At 32.2% G+C, this 18,959-nt stretch carries 13 protein-coding genes; 6 read left to right on the top strand and 7 right to left on the bottom strand.

Features of this window, described 5'->3' with window-relative positions; genetic code table 11:
- Nucleotides 1-284 precede the first annotated feature (284 nt).
- Entirely contained in the window at nucleotides 285-4,490 is a 4,206-nt protein-coding gene (locus tag ABEY15_RS07520) for a S8 family serine peptidase (RefSeq protein WP_429889500.1), read from the bottom strand.
- A gap of 454 nt (nucleotides 4,491-4,944) precedes the next feature.
- A complete protein-coding gene (locus tag ABEY15_RS07515; protein ID WP_429889499.1) occupies nucleotides 4,945-6,939 on the bottom strand; it encodes an alkyl/aryl-sulfatase in 1,995 nt (664 codons plus the stop codon).
- 287 nt (nucleotides 6,940-7,226) lie between these two features.
- On the opposite strand from ABEY15_RS07515, the gene ABEY15_RS07510 reads away from it, so the two are divergent.
- Nucleotides 7,227-8,135, top strand: a complete 909-nt coding sequence (locus ABEY15_RS07510) for a LysR family transcriptional regulator (protein WP_429889498.1) — start codon at nucleotides 7,227-7,229, stop codon at nucleotides 8,133-8,135.
- Nucleotides 8,136-8,186: 51 nt separating this feature from the next.
- On the opposite strand, the gene ABEY15_RS07505 is transcribed toward ABEY15_RS07510, so the two are convergent.
- Entirely contained in the window at nucleotides 8,187-9,221 is a 1,035-nt protein-coding gene (locus ABEY15_RS07505) for an AI-2E family transporter (RefSeq protein ID WP_429889497.1), read from the bottom strand.
- 362 nt (nucleotides 9,222-9,583) lie between these two features.
- Between ABEY15_RS07505 and ABEY15_RS07500 the strand changes: the two genes are divergently transcribed.
- Together ABEY15_RS07500 and ABEY15_RS07495 are read left to right on the top strand one after the other, a co-directional pair.
- Nucleotides 9,584-10,021 carry a hypothetical protein gene (locus tag ABEY15_RS07500; RefSeq protein ID WP_429889496.1) on the top strand — a complete coding sequence of 146 codons (438 nt, stop codon included), beginning with the start codon at nucleotides 9,584-9,586 and terminating at the stop codon, nucleotides 10,019-10,021.
- Between the two features lie 13 nt (nucleotides 10,022-10,034).
- Nucleotides 10,035-10,157, top strand: coding sequence for a hypothetical protein (locus tag ABEY15_RS07495; RefSeq protein ID WP_429889495.1), 123 nt, complete (start codon nucleotides 10,035-10,037; stop codon nucleotides 10,155-10,157).
- A gap of 12 nt (nucleotides 10,158-10,169) precedes the next feature.
- Here the strand turns inward: ABEY15_RS07495 and ABEY15_RS07490 are convergent, their stop codons facing one another.
- The 3 genes from ABEY15_RS07490 to ABEY15_RS07480 are packed head-to-tail and all read right to left on the bottom strand — an operon-like array spanning nucleotide 10,170 to nucleotide 13,830.
- The gene (locus ABEY15_RS07490; RefSeq protein WP_429889494.1) at nucleotides 10,170-10,676 is read right to left on the bottom strand and encodes a (2Fe-2S)-binding protein; all 507 of its coding nucleotides are present in this window, start codon (nucleotides 10,674-10,676) and stop codon (nucleotides 10,170-10,172) included.
- Nucleotides 10,676-11,509: an FAD binding domain-containing protein gene (locus ABEY15_RS07485; RefSeq protein ID WP_429889493.1), complete on the bottom strand. Its 834-nt coding sequence runs from the start codon at nucleotides 11,507-11,509 to the stop codon at nucleotides 10,676-10,678. Before ABEY15_RS07485 ends, ABEY15_RS07490 begins: the two co-directional genes overlap by 1 nt.
- Before the next feature lie 2 nt (nucleotides 11,510-11,511).
- On the bottom strand, nucleotides 11,512-13,830 hold the full coding sequence (locus ABEY15_RS07480) for a xanthine dehydrogenase family protein molybdopterin-binding subunit (RefSeq protein WP_429889492.1): 2,319 nt from the start codon (nucleotides 13,828-13,830) through the stop codon (nucleotides 11,512-11,514).
- A gap of 370 nt (nucleotides 13,831-14,200) precedes the next feature.
- On the opposite strand from ABEY15_RS07480, the gene ABEY15_RS07475 reads away from it, so the two are divergent.
- From ABEY15_RS07475 to ABEY15_RS07465, 3 genes are read left to right on the top strand one after another with little or no spacing between them, the layout of a single operon-like run.
- Entirely contained in the window at nucleotides 14,201-15,592 is a 1,392-nt protein-coding gene (locus tag ABEY15_RS07475; protein WP_429889491.1) for a spore germination protein, read from the top strand.
- Nucleotides 15,579-16,649, top strand: coding sequence for a GerAB/ArcD/ProY family transporter (locus tag ABEY15_RS07470; RefSeq protein WP_429889490.1), 1,071 nt, complete (start codon nucleotides 15,579-15,581; stop codon nucleotides 16,647-16,649). Before ABEY15_RS07475 ends, ABEY15_RS07470 begins: the two co-directional genes overlap by 14 nt.
- Nucleotides 16,646-17,788, top strand: coding sequence for a Ger(x)C family spore germination protein (locus ABEY15_RS07465; RefSeq protein ID WP_429889489.1), 1,143 nt, complete (start codon nucleotides 16,646-16,648; stop codon nucleotides 17,786-17,788). Before ABEY15_RS07470 ends, ABEY15_RS07465 begins: the two co-directional genes overlap by 4 nt.
- Before the next feature lie 46 nt (nucleotides 17,789-17,834).
- Here ABEY15_RS07465 and ABEY15_RS07460 read toward each other — a convergent pair whose 3' ends face one another.
- Nucleotides 17,835-18,734 (bottom strand): LysR family transcriptional regulator, encoded by a 900-nt coding sequence (locus ABEY15_RS07460; protein ID WP_429889488.1) that lies wholly within the window; start codon nucleotides 18,732-18,734, stop codon nucleotides 17,835-17,837.
- Nucleotides 18,735-18,959 lie beyond the last annotated feature (225 nt).

The following is an 18,959-nucleotide window of genomic DNA, read 5'->3' as shown; positions in this document are numbered from 1 at the left end:
CAATAAACTACTAAATACCTTATTATTCGACAATATTCTTTGTCGTAAAAATAATTGTATTTTTACGTAAAATAACATTAAAATTTGTCTAATTATTTATAATCTGATCTAATAACTCCAAAATTAAAGTTATTTTAATAAACTATTAGAATAACCTTTCAGCCAAGTTAAGTTTCAAGTAAACCTAATTGCGTTTACTTGAAATTAAAGCTATGAAATGATATTATCCATACAAAAAAAACCTGTTCTCAAATTTGAGAACAGGCAATTTTATATATTAGTGATCAGTCTAAGCTTAATTGATTCATAATTGATTCTAATGTATTCCCTTTATACTTCTTAACTGGTTTTGGTGGTGCAGCAATTGTTGGATTTTGCATACCGAAATTCTTCTCAACGAATGCAAAATCTTTTGCATCAACTACACCATCAAAGTTAATATCAGCACTACGTTTATTTGTTCCCCAATAAGTTTGGAATGCTAACGCGTCCATTACGTCAATAACATTATCCTTATTCACGTCACCTGCTGCAGTTTCTTTTGGCCACAGAGTTTCTGTACCTAAGCGTTGGTAGAAACCTGAAACGTCTCCATCAAATTCAGTTTGAGTATTAAATGTTCCATAAAATGTGAAATGTCCTGGAATATCTTGAATAATTTTATAATCTTCCATTTGAGGTGCGATTCCTTTAATATCAAATTGACCTCTACTGTCTAGCGTACTTGATTTTACTTCAGTTCCATTTTTATCAATTACAGTGATCGTTGGATTAATTTTTGTGTTATCCATAGTTTTGACTCCTAATATAGGATCCGTTAATGCTTCAGCCTGAATATATCCAAATACTTCTGTTGTTTTTGATAAAATTCCAATTGGAGCAATGTACGTAAATGGTTGTGTTACTGTATTATTCACATCTGTCAATTTCGTACTTACAAAGCTAAAGCTTGAAACCCACCCTGGTCCAACATTATCTGGAATTTTAATCGTTACGTCAACCATTGGAATATCGCCAGAAACTTCTTTACTTCCATCAAACGTTACATTTACATCATTTTTTACGTTTGTTCCTGAAGTTGTTTTATTTACAGTAAGTGTTCCACCAAACTTTTGTGCTTCAGGATTTAATGAAATGTCTTTTATTTCTGTATTTGTTGTATTTGTTGAAAAATTGTAATTAACTTTTGTTAGCTTGCTAACATTATTTGCTGTTAATGTTACTTTTATAGTATCACCTTCATTTGCCAATACTCGGTTTAATTTTGTAGGGACATTTGGTTGTCCGTAAATATAAGGTGTTTTTTCATTTACAAAATAATATTGTTTTTGAATGTATCCATTTGATGCTTCGTCTGTCCCTTCAAATTTTACAGGTAAAATTTGTTGTGATGGTAGCATCGCAATTTCATCAGTAGCATTTCCGTCTTTGTTAATATCAAGATAACCATTTACATACGGGCTATTATATGAATAGTAAATTTGATTTTGTGATTGGTCAGCTTGCATACCTGCTGCTTGTTTAACAGCAACATTATTATCTGTAATATTAGCTGTTAAACCAAGAGTAGCTTGTCCATCTTTAAATTCAACAAATGGATTATTAGGCTTTTCACCATCAACATGCATATCCCATTTTGGCTTCGTTTTATCAGCAAAGAAGTCTTGAGTAACCGTATATGTTTCACCATTATCATCAGTTCCAACTAATTTTAATTGATATTGACCTTCTGTTGGGTTTGCTGTATGAGACGAAATTGGATTGCTTGGGTCATTCGTTAACGGATAGTAATATCCTTTATATAGGTAAGAAGAAATATCTACTCCCTCATTTAATTGAATACCATCCATATAACCAAGATAGCCTATATCTTTACCTGTCTTAGGATCTGTTACAAATATATCAACATATCTCATATGCGATTTTAAATTAAATGTACCAATTAACCCTCTGTTCCACATTTGACTTGTTTGTATCGTTGATGCTGGTACTGAATGACGATCTAAAGTAAATGAATTAAATCCTTGCTCCACATAATGTACGCCAAATGGAACTCGGTAAGATTCAGCTGGATTATCTTTGTTTGTATAATTAATGTATCCTTCATAAATTCCTTTTTCAGCTGACTTTGGAATCGTTAATGTTACATTTGTTTTCTTTTGCGAAATTCCTTTTAATGTAATGGAAGAATCAGTTTTAACTGTTACACCATTTGCTGCTGCATCTTTAGATCCACGTAAATTTATATTGAATTTTACACTTACATTAAATGTTTTAGCTTTTTCAGCTTTGTTAAATAATGTAATTGTGCGAGTATCAGCTAAATCAGAACCTGTTGCTGCCATGTTTCCGTAACTAATTGCGCCTGTTTTTTCATTTATTAATTTCACTTTGTTATTAATAACTGTTGGTGCTTTTTCATCTACTTTAATCTCAAAGTTAGAGTGAATAGCACTGTAAGGATCAACACGACCTGCTCCGATTTCAAATACGCTGTAAGGCTTGCTTAATGGATCTGCTGTATTCATTAAAATTGCTTTTACATCTTCTGGTTGTAAATCTGGTTTAGCTTGTAATAATAAAGCTGCTACCCCTGATGTAAATGGTGTAGCCATTGATGTTCCTGACATACGTAGATAAGCATTTTTATAATCTGTTGGGTTGTTCGGACTATTAACATAGCCTGGAACTGTTGATAATACATTTACACCTGGTGCAGTAATTTCAGGTTTAATATCGTACGTTAATCTTGAGGGACCACGTGAGCTAAAATCAGCTAAGTTGTCACCACTCATTGTAAATTTTCCTAAATCACTAAATGAGAAGACTGGGTTTGTTGTATTTGCAACTTTTTGTGCTAATGCTAGGCCATCTGCATTAGTTAATGAGAATGCAGGGATAAAGTCATTCCCTTCACCTAAATTAAACGGCAAATGACCTTCAGCTGCATTATTGTTGTAAATGATTACAGCTGCTGCACCGCGTAATTTTGCTTGTAGAATTTTATCATTAATTGTGCTTGTGCCACGCTGAATTAACACAACTTTTCCATCAACTCGTGCATTGGCACCGAAGTATTCAAAAGATTGACCAGTACCAACTGTTACGATTGGTAATTGCTTTGTCAGTAAATCATTGATATTATCATTAAATCCTTTTGCCATTAAACGCATATCTACTTTTGTATTGTCAAGTGTACCTTTCATTGTTGCTACATCATTTGGAACGTCACTTGCACCAACAGTTAATGCTAATGACGAGTTACCTGGCGTACCTAATGTATACATTCCGTTCCCTGCATTTCCAGCTGCCACTACCGCTGTTACTCCGCTTAATACAGCATTATTAATAGCAATTGCAGTTGGGAACAATGGATCATTGTAATTTGCACCTAGTGACAGGTTAATTACGTCCATTCCGTCATTTACTGCTTTTTCAATCCCTGCAATAATTCCATCAGATGAACCTCCACCACCTGGTCCTAATACACGGTACATATAAAGATCGGCATCTGGAGCAACACCATTCGTAGCATAGTCACTATCATTTTTACCTTGTCCAGCAATTGTACCTGATACGTGTGTACCATGTTCGGTGTAATAAGCGCTTGGATCAGCTACTGGTTTTCCAGCTTTTACCCAATCAGCATAAGTTGTTTCCATTGGGTCTGCATCATTATCGACAAAATCCCAACCTTTTACTGAATTCGGATCAACCGTTTTCGGATCAACACCTGTTTGAGCATGGTATCCTTTATAAGCAGTTGTTAAATCAGGATGGTTATAATCGATTCCTGTATCAAGAACACCTACTTTAATACCTTTTCCTGTGAAACCTTCATCATGTAATTTATTAATGTTTAAATAACTATTTTCTGCTGCCATACCGCTACCTTTAGCTTCTTTAGAAGGAGTAGCTTCTGTTGCTGGCTCTTCAACATGTACCATTGTGTTGCTGTATACTGCTTTAACAGCTTTTGAGTTTAATAGTGATTTAATTTTATTTGCAGGTAATTTTAAAGATACACCATTAAATGTATTTTTATATTCACGATTGATTTTATAAGTCGTATTATCTGCTTTTGCCATATCTTGTAGATCATCTTTAAACGTAGCATGATCTCCATCTACTAAACTTTTAGCTTGACTATCTGATAAACTATTACCTTTTAAAGCTGCTTCTAAAACGGCAACTTTATGAGGGTTTTGTTTAAATTGGACAATAACAGATGTCTGCTCTGAACTATTTAAATCAACTTTATCATTTACAAATAATCCAGATTGATCATTTGTTGTAAGCTGTTTTAATGCTTGTCTTTGAGCATCTGTTAAATTAGCTAAAATCGTCTCTGCACTTGTTACACTTGCAGCATTTGCTCTAGTTGGTGAAGCAAAATAAGAAGCACCATAACTACTTGAGATTAACCCTGCCCCTAAAGCTAGGACAGTGGCATTTTTGACGAATTTTTTCTTTACGTTTCTCTTTTTCATATCCCCATTCCTCCAGATTGTCATATTTTGTAGATTTTGTTCAGAAATTGTAATTTCGTCCTCTATTGTGACAATATACAACTGGACAAACACTCTACTTTCTCCCGATTTCGACTTTATTCATCTCTATCTCTCTCGGTTGTCTTCATTGTAAATAATCTGAATTTTATAATAAAATTAGAAATTTAAATATAGATATAAGAAAAACTTATATCCTTTGGAATTTTTCAAAAATTTTGTCGAATTTCCTACTAAATTTAAGTGAGAACTCACCATTTTATAATAATCCCTTAAAAAACTAAGACTATCGACCTATCGAATCGACAGGTTGTTTTGTCGAAAAACAATTAGTTTTATTTTCGTAAAAACATGTTAAATTTGGAATAAAAAAGACATTCCTTCAAAAAAAATGGAAGAATGCCTTTTTTTACCTCTCTAAATTTTTGGCAAGTGCCTATGGAGTTACGATATTTAACCACGGATCGAATTGATCAAATAAACGTAACATCTCTACAAATTTCTCTTTACTTCCAGTAATTTCTACTTTTCCATTTGCAATTGCCTTACCCAAGTCTAATTTCCCTAAAAAAACTAAATAAAAAGTCGCCTTATCAACTAATATTGTTGCATCTGGATTCTGAGCTACAGTGTCTTGATGATAATGTAAAACAGAATTTCTTATATCCAATGAGTAGTTTGTTTTCAAATCTGTAAAATCCACATTGAAAGCAAAATTTTTCCCCTCAGCTTTTGGGCCATTCAATTTTATTGAGATATAATTTAAGAAATCATTTACCGGCATATTTAATACTGTTTTTAGGTTAACTGTAGGTGGTTCCTTTGAATTGTCTTTCACAACACCATTTCTTAGTTCTTTAGCACCAGTTAAATAAAAATTGCGCCAAGCAGCAGATTCAGCCTGGTAACCTAATTGTTCATACGTATTAGCAAGTAATTTTTTTGCCTCTTTATTTTCTGGATTAGTCATCACTACATTTTTCAATACTTGTGCTACCCAACGATACTCCCCATTTTTGTAGTCCACTTTTGCTTTCTTCAAAACATTTTTTTCCCCACCCATATATTGAACATACTTAGCACCTGTTTCATCCTGTGGCAATGGGTCCAAATCAGATGGATTACCACTAAAAAAGCCTAAGTAAAAATTATATACTGCTTTTGCATTTTGTTTTAAATTTCCATAATACCCCCGATTTGCCCAATATGTATCTAAACTTTTCGGAAGTTTTATTTGGTCAGCTATTTCATCTGCTGTGTATCCATGATTTGCTATACGAACTGTTTGATCATGAATATATTTGTATAAATCACGTTGTTTTGAAAGTTGCTCTAACACTCGTTCCTTACCCCATAATGGCCAGCTATGAGCTGTTACCATCGCATAAATTTCTTCTTTACCAAATAGATCAATCGTATGATCTAATGCTTTAACCCATTCTGAAGCGTCTCTTGTTTTAGCACCTCTTAAAGTATAAAAATTATGCATCGTATGGCCTGTATTTTCCGCTACGACTAGCGTTTTGTATTCGTTAATATAGTAATGCATTTCAGACGGAGCTTCGGTATTCAACGTTAATAAAAACTTGAACTTAATTCCATCGATTTCCATTGTTTGAACTGAGTCTTTAATTTCAATCGTCGGTGGAAGAAAGCTGATTGTACCAGTACTAAGTCCTGGACCAACACCTGCTGTTACAAACCCTTTCTCATTTACAGGTAATAAACTTCCAAACATATAGCTTGCACGGCGTGACATGATGTTTCCTAATAGGATGTTTTCGCTAATTACTTCTTTTGTAAAATTACTAGGCACAATAATTGGAACATTTTCAGGATTTTTTCCATATTGAACAACACCTTCCACACCACCAAAATGATCTGCATGGCTATGACTAATGATAATTGCACTGACAGGTTTTTTGGGACGATTGGCGTAATATAACTCCATTGCAGCTTTAGCTGTTTCAACAGAACTTAATGTATCCAAAACAATTAGACCAGTTTTCCCCTCTACAATCGTCATCACAGAAACATCTTGTCCACGAACTTGATACACACCGTCAACTACTTTATACAATCCCGACGTATTTTGTAATTGAGCTTGTCTCCATAAGCTTGGGTTAACAGTTAAAGGAGATGACTCACCTTCCTTAATAAATGAATATTGCCGATTATCCCAAATAACTCTTCCAATTGAATTTTTAATTGGTTCAGGATTTAAAGGAGCAATAAAACCTTTATGTGCATCTGCAAAATCTTGCTGATTCGAAAAGTTCAATTCACTAAACATTTTTGCATTGGATTTCGTAGTATATTTTGTTGGGGGCATTGCTTTCGAAAATGCTTTACTTCCTATATTTGTACTACAAAAAAACATTAAGCTAATAAGAAAAATAGATAGACTTTTTGTCATCAATTTTTTATACATGTTTCTACTCCAGATCTTATATTTCAAAGTGACCAATAAAAAAGATTTTCGATTAGGTTTTCCCAATAATTTTATATTATGTAATTTAATGGAATCTCATAGAAACAAAAAACTACCAATTTCTCTAAATAAGAGATTAATAGTTGGATTAAATTTTTGCATTATGTATAGCACTATCACATTTTCTTATATTAATATCAAAAACTTTAATATATAAAAGAAGAGGAAATATGTTAAATTTACATAAAAATAATTAATTTGAGTGTTATCAATAGGTGGTATAAAAAATGCATTTGCAAAAATTAGAATTTATCGTGGAAGTCGCTAAAACTGGGTCTATTTCATCTGCTGCGGAGAATCTTCATGTAAGTCACTCCGGAGTTAGTCAGGCGATTACAAAGGTTGAGGAAGACCTTGGAATAAAAATTTTTAATCGATCTCGATTTGGTGTCACTTTAACAAAAGAAGGTACAAATATTATCAACAAAACGAGGGAAATCCTTTTAAAATATGAAGAATTAAAAGAAGAAGCACGAAGAAGTAAAGAACAAAATATAAGTGATTTTAGTGTTTCAACAATTCCAGCATTTATTAATCATTTTTTAGCACCTTTAATGAAGTTTAGGAAAAAAAATGAAAATATGACGATCGAAGTAGTTGAAAATAGCACGATTCGAACGATTGAATCTGTTTTTAAGAACGAACATGATATTGGAGTTGTTTGTCTATACGGTGAGCTTTTTAAGGAGTCGGATCAGTTAATTTCAGAAATTATTCTACAAGGTAAAATGAAGGTATTTGTAAGCAAAAACTCACCATTTGCAGTTTCAAAAAAAATTACACCTGAAGAATTACTTTTTGAAAAGTTTATCTTATACAACGGAGATTGTATGAAATGGTTTACGAGTAAACTTCAACAGAAATACGGGGATATGAATATATTATTTTCATCAAATCACTCAGATGCAATTGCGAGAGCGGTTTTAAGTGGAGTAGCAATTAGTTTTGCTCCTGATTTTGTTTTAAGAAATAACCCATATGTATTGCAAGGTGAAATTGTCGAAATTGATTTAATAAATTACGATCAATTAGACGTATCACTTGGACTGATCCGTTCAAAAAACAAAACTTTCTCTCAACTTGAAAAGCAGTTCATAAAATTTATAAAATCTGAAATGCACTCATATGTAGGCTAAAAATAAAAAGATGATATCAATCGCATGAAATACGATTAATATCATCTTTTTTTATTCTGTCGCTTCATTCTCTTTCTTGTCATGATCGGTTACATCAAGTACATCTAGTAAAAAGATAAATACTGGAATACCGATGATCAGACCCCATACGCCAAAAAATCGTTCTGAAAATACAAGAATCAAAAATGTATAAAAAACAGGTAAATTTGTTTTAGCCGATATAAGCTTTGGATTTAAGAAATAACTTTCTAGCGCATGTAAGATTAAAATCATGATAATCACATACATAATATGAGGCATTCCACCAATTGTATAGGCAATCGTACAAAGAGGAATTAGTGAGATAAACATCCCTGCTACCGGAATTAAACCAAGTAAGAAAATCAGAAAGCCTAATCCGATTAACTGAGGGAATCCCATAAAATTTAATGCTATGACCGATAGGATACAATTGACAAATGCAATGATAAATTGTGCCTCAATCACTTTTCCAAAAGAACGTGAAAACCTTTCACCAAAATAAGCCATTTCATTATAAAATAGTGATATTTTACTATCTTTAAATTTTCGTGTAAAAGCGATAATGCGAGGCTTTTCAAGTAGGAAAAAGAAACTTAGAACTAAAGCAATTAATACTTCAATCCCCCATTGACTAATATTAGATGCGTACTTATATAAAAAGTCTAGTCCTTGTTCCGTATAACCTGATATTTCTACCTTTTTAATTGCTGTAACGATATAATTTATGATTCGTTCGTCTGGTGGATTCATATAAAACGTTTTTATTTGGACGATTAGTTGAACGACCTGAGTTGTAATAATCGGTAAATAATTATAGATTCCAAACACTAACGCCGCCACAATGACAACATACAAAGAATAGACAACAACTAAACGGTTAACTGGCAGTATCTTATTCAATCTATTCGTAATAAATTTATGTATCCGATCCATTAAATAAGTAAAAATGAATATTAGTAATACTAAATTTATTATTTTCCGAATTAAAATCAACACTAGAGCGATACATAAAAAGATCGCTAATCGTCTAAATGTGCCGCTTTGAAAAAATTTTTTCACATCCATTCTACAACCTCCTTGCTTTTTATCCTAATTGCCTAAGTAGTATGGATTTATCTTATACTTATACAAACATAACCACATTCCAAAAGGAAGTGGTTTATAAACATTGCTTCTCTTTTCATTTTTATTTAGTAAAATCTTCATTTATGATTTTCTTTTAATAAATTCTTAATATTGAACAGCACCATTATATATTTTACCAATTCTATCACTAAAAATAAAGATGCTGCTACGAATAAAGTGTAGCAGCATCAGGGTTTTTGAACTTTTTATGTCAAAATTTGTTTTCTTAGCCTTGCCTTCCTGACTTTCTCCATTCACACTTGGGCACTTAATGAATATGATAGGCATGAGGGTGTGATCCAATGAATGACTATAAGATTAAAGAAGATCTTCGTATTATCGCTACTCTTCAAAGAGATTTAAATGTCGCCGCTGCAGCATTATTACTAACTGGCCAAATTACGATAATAGGTGTATTTGTAACGTCTGGAGAATTTAGTCTTTCTCTAAGTGGACCCTTATTAGGTAGAGAACGTGTAGAAAGTAAATATGGAGATCAATTTACAAATACTCTCATTGATGTAGTCGATATCATAATTGCTATTTTACTATTAATTGATGAAGTTCGAGTTGTAAGCTCAGTTATAGGACCCGGTAGATTCTCATTAAATGTGAGTGGTCCTATTTTTGGTGCGCCAGTTAGCGAACCGACACTTCCTTTTCTAAAAAAAACGTATTACTTTTGTAAAAAAATTGTATCGAAACACTTCGATATTGATCCGCAAATCTTTAGTAAATAAAGGAATGGTGATTATGTCTTTAACAGATATCCCTACGGTAAGACCGACTGATACCCAAGTTTTTCTTTTGGCAATTTCCGTTATTTCGTTTATTTTCTTCTTTACACAACGAAAATCAAGTGACACAGTACAATGATTGAAAAAAGCATTATTCGACCTTTTCAATCTCATTATTATTTGGTGTTTCACGATTTTCAATAACTGATAACACAGCTGCTTCAATTTCTTCGTAGCAAGTACATCTACAAATATTTGAAGATAGCCACTCTTTCATCATTTCATAGGTCGGCTGAGAATTCTTCAATAATAATGCATGACAATTCATAATAAATCCAGGCGTACAATAGCCACATTGAAATGCAAACTGTTCAACAAAGGCTTTTTGAATTGGCGAATTTTTTAATCCCTCAATTGTAGTGATTTTTTGACCAACTGCCTCAACAGCAAGCATGATACATGACTTATAAACAGTATCATTAATTACGACTGAACAAGCACCGCAGTCTCCATTAAGGCAGCCTGGCTTTGCACCGGTGAGACCGAGTTTTGTTCGCAACACATAAAGGAGAGTGTCTGTTGGCCGGATCTCCACTTCTCGAATTTCATCATTAATCGTTAAAGAAACACTTAATTTTTTTGTTGGAGACTGGTCCATTACCTTCCCTCCATTTCTGAAATCATCTCTTCTAATAAGTTTCTTAGGACAAACAATCGGTACTCTTTTGAACCTTCTACATCATCAAGTACTTCCCCTGGAATGAATTGTAATGCTTTTTGAATTCGTTCTACTACATTTACACTCGAATTATTTAATTCGGCTTCCATTTGTTTTGATCGAAATGGAAATGGACATAAACCGCTAATTGCAAAGCGTATTTGATTATCTATTTTAATTGAAGCAATCGTTAGTAATGGATAGCCTGTATCCCATTGCTGACGTTTTTTTATACTTAGAAAAGGTAGATTGATATATTTTTTATCTGTTAAAAGCTGGATGATAAGTTGTCCGTCCTCGAGCTGAAAGTTTTGATTGAAGATTTGATTGATTGGAAAAGCCTCTGTACCCTTAAATCCTGCAACAATTACTTGGCTATCACAAAGTAGAAATGGCAAAACTGCTTCACGGTAAAAAATTTGACCACATAAGTTTCCACCTAGCGTTATTTTATTTCTTGCAGTATGGTCAGCTATTTCCATAGATGTTTTACTTAATAATGGAAAGAGGTTTTTTTCTTCTATATCAGTTAGTGTAATGACAGTACCTGAAACTAAATAATCCTGATTAAATTCAAACATTTGACATTCTTTTAATTCTTTTATATCAATTAGGGCATCTGTTTCGACTAGATTTAACCGGCCAAGTGTTAAAATTTCAGTCCCACCTGCATAATAAATTGGTCTTCTGTTATTAGCCTTTAAAAAATAAAAAAGCTCCAATGCTTCTTTAATTGTCATTGGTTTATAGTATTCTATATTAGAAGATAACAAACCTAGATCCCACCTTCTTTTACTTTCCATAATAGTTCTGGGATAATTGGTAAATTATTTATGTTTACTGAAAGTGCAGCAGAGAGGCTATTGCCTAGAGCAGCTGGCATTCCTAATAAACCGTGCTCCCCTACTCCTCTTGCACCAAAAACCGCATCAACTTGTGGCGTTTCAATAAATGCTACTTCATATTTAGGGTTCTCTCCAAATCGAATTGGTCGATATGTTCGTAATTGCGGATTAAGTACTCTACCATTTGTATCAAAATGGAAGGTCTCCCTTCCTGCAAATGATAATCCCATGCTCATCGCACCTTTAACCTGACCTGTTGCGGTTTTTTCGTTTAGTACTTTGCCAATATCAACAGCTGTAACTGCTTTAAGTATCCTATATTCATATGTTTTCGTATTAACTTCTACTTCTACACCATGTACACAAACCGACCACTCTGGTCCTGGTTTTCCAGCTCCAGTTTCTCGATCAATTTTTGTTAAGCCTGTTAAAATATAATGTCCCCTCCCAATTATTTGTCCACCTATTGAGTTACCATTTGGAAATGTGTATCCATAAGCGATCTTTTCAATTGCTATGTTATTATCCGGTTCACTTCTTAAGTACACTTTTCCATAACCAACTTCTAAATCTTCTACAGGAGCACGCAATATAAATGAGGCTAAATCTTTTAGTTGACGAATCAAATCTTCAGCTGCTGCGAGCAGAGCTCTTCCGGCCATAAACGTTCCTCTACTTGCAACAGTTTTCCAATGCTCAGGTGTATTTAATGTATTGATATTCATTTGAACATGGATATCTTCTATATCCATTTTGAGGATTTCTGCCAACATTTGAGCAAGAATCGTTTTTGTTCCCTGACCGATTTCTACAACGCCAGACATTAAATTAATACTACCATCAGCATTATAGATCAATATGACACCTGAGCTTGCATTTGGAGTAATCGTAGAAGTTTTCCAGGAACAACTAATCCCTTTTACTCTTAATTTATGATTTCCTAAGTCAACAACTTGACCTTCCTGCCAATTCATTAATTCTTTCATTTTTTCAATGCATTTTGGTAGATTCCCAACCGTACTAGAGTTTAAAACGACTTGAGTTGGTGTTGTATCACCTGGTTTAATGGCGTTTCTTTCACGTAGTTCAATAGGATCCATATTTAGTTTTCTAGCAAGAATATCCATCGCTCTCTCAAATGCAAAATGGACTTCAGAATGGCTAAATCCTCTAAAAGGTGCTGGATATGGATGATTCGTGTACATACATAAAGAATCACACCAAATATTTTCGATATTGTAAGGTCCAGTACAATCAACAGCTCCAGCCCGTGTTAAGTCAATTGATTTATCAGCATATGCGCCGCCGTCCCATAAAAACTGAATTTCTGCGACCTTGAGCATTCCCTCTTTTGTACATCCTAATTTCACATTGGCTTCAAGTCCAATATGACCAGGTGATGAAAGCATGTCATTTTCTCTGGTGTTATATATTTTTACTAATCGTCCATTTACTGCTCTTGAAGCAATATAGGCTAAAAGCTCTAACTGGACAGCTCCTTTTCCACCGTAGCCCCCACCTACAAAGGGCGTGTTTACAATAACTTTTCCAGGCTTAATACCAAAATACTCTCCAATTAAATCCTTAACCATAAACGGGCATTGTGAAGAAGTAGTAATTTCAATTGTCCCATCATGATGTATTTGAGCAAAAGAACATCTTGTTTCCATTGCAGAATGATCAGATGGTCTAAATCCAAAGCTCTCGTCAATCATTACTTCACTTTCTCTCCACCCTTTGTTAAAATCACCTTTTCGAATTTTGATTCTTGTTGCAATATTTGTACCTGGCTCTGGATAAACTCCTTCATTAACTTCATATTCACCTAGATTAGGATGGACAAGTGGAGCGTCTTGTTTAAGCGCTTCAGAGGGAGAATTTACAATAGGAAGTAATTCATATTGCACTTTTATTAAATTAGCAGCTTCTTGTGCTGCAAATAGTGTATCTGCCACTACAATTGCTACAACCTCACCAAAAAATCGAACACGATCATAAGCGATTGGATATCGATCAAGTATAGCTTCTCCTACTAAAGGTAGGTTTTCACCAAATACAATTTTTCGAATCCCCTTGATGTTTTGAGCATCGGTTGCATCTATGCTTTTAATAATGGCATGCGCATATGGACTTGTGACCAAACGAGCATGAAGCATTTCGTTCGTCTCATAGTCATCTGTATATTTTGCATGACCGGTTACTTTTTCGAATGATTCTTTGCGGGGTATTCCTTTTCCAATTATATGCATGATAAATTCTCAACCCCTTTCTTAAAAAAGCATTCATATATTAATTAAATCTAAAAAAATCTATATACTAAGATGCCGTTTTAAAAGCTCAGCAAATTGAAAATCACCTATTTATGCCGATATCAAGTTAACATTACTTAAGTATGAGATTCACTACAAAATTTATGTTTACGAAACAAAAAAAATGCCCTAATAGACAAATCAGGCATCGTTAATCGAAACAAAAAAGAAAATTGAGATTGTTTGATTCTCTACGTATGTTACTTAACCATCTATTGATTTTGTTAATTATAGGATTGTTTTCCATACATATCCAATTTAGTTCAGGGAATATTATTTATATCTTGTGGTGTTTTTAAGGGGTGAATTTATGATGGAAGTAAATGAAAAAACCTCCATGCTCGAAGAACTAAAAAGTGCATTTAAATTGAGTTCAGATTTTAAATATAAAAACTATTCAACAGGTGAGATTTCACTTCATTTATGTTATTTAGATACATTGATTGACTCTGAATTGATTCAATCCCATATTTTAGAAAGTGCTTTCAAAAAGAAAGATTCAAATCATGTTGTAACAAGTATTCTAGATTCGACAGATGTAACTGCTATAGACGAATGTTTTCAATTAATACTTAATGGTAATGTCATTGCATTTAATGACAATGATAAAAATATTGCAATTGCGTATGCTACACCAAGTAATAACGATCGTTCAATTGATGAATCCAAGATCGAAGCAATTACAGTAGGTTCTCACGACAGTTTTGTTGAGAGTCTTAAAACAAATTCAAACTTAATCAGAAAAAGGATACGGACAAAAGACTTAATCATAAAAAATATGACTGTTGGTAAAAAATACCCAATAAATCTTTCTATTTTTTATTTAACTAATCTTACACCGCAATCAATGATAACAACAATTGAACAAAGAATAAAAAATCTAGAGGCTAGTGGAAAAGCTGAGACTAACGGAATGATTGAGTCGGGACATATTCAATATATAATGGAAGAATATCCTTCATCTCCGTTTCCACAGGTGATGAGGACTGAAAGACCCGATCGTACAGTGCGTCATTTATTAAATGGTAAGCCGGCCATACTTCTTGATAATGAGCCAAACGCTTTATTATTTCCACATAATATTTATAGTTTTTTTCAAAGTACAGAAGATCTTAATTTCCGATGGCTACTCGGAGTATCTTTTTATATTATGAGAATATTTGCATTTTGGATAACCTTATTATTACCAGCTTTGTATATTGCTGTTACTACTTATCATTCGAATATTTTACCTCTATCTATTTTTTATACTTTAAAATTATCAATTGAAAATGTACCTCTTCCGCCGTTAGCAGAAGCATTTACGATGATGATTATTTTAGAGCTTTTGAAAGAAGCTTCAATCCGATTACCAAATCAAATCGGATCAACAATTGGTACTGTTGGGGCCATTGTCATTGGAACTTCTATTGTACAAACAAATTTAATTTCAAATTCAATGGTCGTTGTAATTGCAATTACAGCTGTTGCATCTTTTTCACTGCCTTCAAGAGATATGTCAATTTCGTCACGATTTTTGGGATTCCCACTTCTAATCCTGGCATCTATATTTGGATTCCTTGGAATATGTTTAGGAATTTTTATTATTTTAGCACATATAGCAAAAATAAGTTCTTTAGGTTTTCGTTATGTAGAAAATCCAGCCTTCTCTGAATTTTTATTTCTAAAAAATAGAAAGAGTAAAAATCATGATCAACAATAAACACTTAATCTATTTAATTCTGTTTACTCAATTTGGAGTCACAATTACTAACTTACCAAATGCCATATACAAAATAGCTGGTCAAGATGGATGGATTTCTGTCCTGGTTGGTGGAATATTAGTTCAAATTATATTATTCATTTATTTTAGTTTATATAAAAAATTTCCAACTAAAAGCTTTACTGATTATACTAAAATTTTGACTACTCCATTTATTGGAACATGTATCAATATTTGTTATTACATTTATTTTCTTTATGTAGTTCTCGTCATATCATTAAGATTTTCTGATATTGTTACAATTTGGCTATTTCCAAAAAGCCCTGCTTGGCTAATTCTTATTTTATTTTTATTAGCTGCATTTTTTGTTGCTAAAAAAGACTTACAAACTATTGCTAGAACATATGTACTTTGTACTTTTATTTTTATTATTTTTATATTATTGTTGATAAGCGCATATCAAAATGTACATATTGGAAGAGTATTACCAGTAGGTCAAATTGGAATTAAACAAATCGGTTCTGGAGCATATGCTTCTTTTTTACGAATGTTAGGTTTTGAAATATTTTTATTTATACCACCTAGTTTTCAAGATACAAAAAAGAAATTAATTACCCTATCTTTCGTGAATCTTTTTTCGACATTACTATTCACTTTTGTTATATTTACTTCTTTTGTCAAATTGAGTAATAAGGAAAATAGTATCATCATTGACCCAATCCTTTATATTTTTAAAACATTTCAATTTAAGATGATTGACGGGCTTGATACTATATTTTTAAGTCTTTGGACAATTGTAATTACTGCAACTGTTGTGAATTATATTTATATCGTAAGTGAGGACGTACATAAACGTTTATCATTACTTATAAAAAAGAGAACTAGTATATTACTTTTCATCATAATACTAATATTTTCTTTCTATCCGTTAATTTCAAATCTAATAATTCGAAGAGAAACACTAATTCAAATTGGAGGCTATTTGGATCCAATTTTTATCATTATCATTCCATGTCTATTGTTCCTTATAAACAAAGTTAGGGGGCTAATAAAATGATTCGTAAATCGCTGAAATTATTATACTTATTTTCAATGCTATTATTAGTTACTGGCTGTTGGGATACAAGAACTATAGGAGAAAAAACTATAATTAATGGAATCAGTTTTGACTTAGATAAAGATAACAAAATTGAAATTAACACACTTATTTTAGAACTGATTGGAAAAGGTGCTGGTGTTTATGATTTCAAAAATGAATTATTAACTGCTAAAAAAGATTCTGTTTATCATGCCGGTATGAATTTACAATCATATCTTCCTGGAGATATTACTACATCAAAAACAAGAGTTTTTTTAATTGGTGAAGAATTCTCAAAAGTAAATTTCAAACGATTAATAGATACTTTTACCCGGAAAACTATTTCAAATATTAATGTTGAGTTAGCAATTGTTAATAAGCAACCCGCAAAAAACATTTTAGATTTAAAAATAGTACAAAACAAACCATTATCTTCTATATTATCTGATACACTAAAAGCTGCAGCAGTTCGTTCTATCTCTCCCCAAATGGATTTACATGATTTTTATACTATAAATGCAGAAAGAGGTATTGATTCTGCTTTACCAATTATAGATAAAACAATTAACGACAATGTTGAAGTAATTGGAACTGGATTACTTCATAATGGTATGTATACAGGGAATTTTATTTCAGCTGATCAATCCCCTCTACTTCTTATGATGATGGGGAGATACGGAATAACAGGGAATTTTATTACAACTATTCCTGAAAATAAAAAAATAAAAGCACCTTTTAACACAATTGCTTATGAGATTATCCGCCCTAGAAAAAAACTATCAGTTTCAACTTCTAAAGATAAAATAGTAGTAAATATAGCGATAAATACAAAGGTGAGAGTAAACGAATTAACGACTATTAAAATTTTAGGTGAAGAAGAAATTAGATCATATATTCAAAAGGATTTAAATAAAAGAGCTCAAAATGTGATTGATGACATTCAACTTGCTAATAGTGATGTAATAGCTATCGGGCGTTATTTAAAAGAACATAACCCACAGATGTGGAAAAAGCTTAACTGGGAAAAGGTATACCCTACGATTAAAATACATACTAAGGTTAATGTATCAATTTTAAGTACAGGTGCAATTGGAAAAGAGTCTCAGCTTGAAGAATAAAAAAAGATAGTGTAGTCAGTACATAACCTGGCTTCACTATCTTTTTTTAAATAAGATTATTAAACTTACTTTTAAATTCCCTAATAAAGTCCATCGCGAGTGGTGATAAAATTTTAGATTGTAAATAAATCAACCAAAAATCTAACTCAAAAAACGTTTCTTCCTTTAAAGGAACAATTCGAATATCTCCATTTAATACCATTGGGCGATTTCTTATTGAAAAATCATGTAAATATAAAATTGCTTGACTTTCTTTAACTAGTTCATAGAGTAAGCTACTTCTATTTGTTTTAAGGACGACATTTTTTGGATTCATTTTTGAAATCTTTTGCAAAGATTTATAATCTGAGTTTTTATACATCACAATTTTTGTATTTATTAAATCACTTGGCGTAACAGTATCTTGAGAATAAAACGGTGATTTCTTACCGACTGCAATACAAATATGTCCAGTATATACATGTTCAGACTCAATAAATTTTTCTTTTTTTAATTCTTCCATTGAACCAGGTATAAGAGCAAAATCATAATCTTGCTTACTGAAATTCTGAATGATATTAGCAGGATTTTCTTCAACAACTTCAAACGACACATCATTATTTTTCTCATTGTACTCGATCATCGTTTCCTGAAGCATAGCAGAAAAAGTAGGCGCTGTTAAAATCTTTAAATGAGAATTACTTTTATTTTTAAAATCTTCTATTTCTTTATTAAGTTCTTTAATCGTACCTAATAAAGTAATCGCTTTTGATATAACAATTTTCCCTTCAAACGTAGGTGTAACGCCTTGTTTAGAGCGATTAAATATTTTTATGCCAAGCTCATTTTCTAACTGAGTAATTGATTGACTCATTCCAGAAGGAGAGATAAATAATTTTTCAGCTGCTTTTGTAATTGACAATTCATTAGACGCAGTTACAATATGTTCCATTTGATCAAAATTCATGGTTCCAACTACTCCTTAAGAAAACTAAATCAATATTCCATATGTACTAATTTTCATTTTTATATTAAAAATTAATTCATTTTTATTATTAACATATCTAACATCAAAATGCGTAATAAAAAGTCTTATATTTCTCTAAAATGAAGAAAAAAGAAGACAAGAATCCAATTAAGTATTCTTGTCTTTACTATTTTTAAGGGAAAGTTTTTAATTGAAAAAAGCTGA

The sequence above is a fragment of the Gottfriedia acidiceleris genome (assembly GCF_050457485.1).
GTDB classification, from domain to species: domain Bacteria; phylum Bacillota; class Bacilli; order Bacillales; family Bacillaceae_G; genus Gottfriedia; species Gottfriedia acidiceleris_D.
The sequence above is the reverse complement of the archived record's forward strand: the minus strand, read 5'-3'. Positions and strand labels throughout refer to the sequence as shown.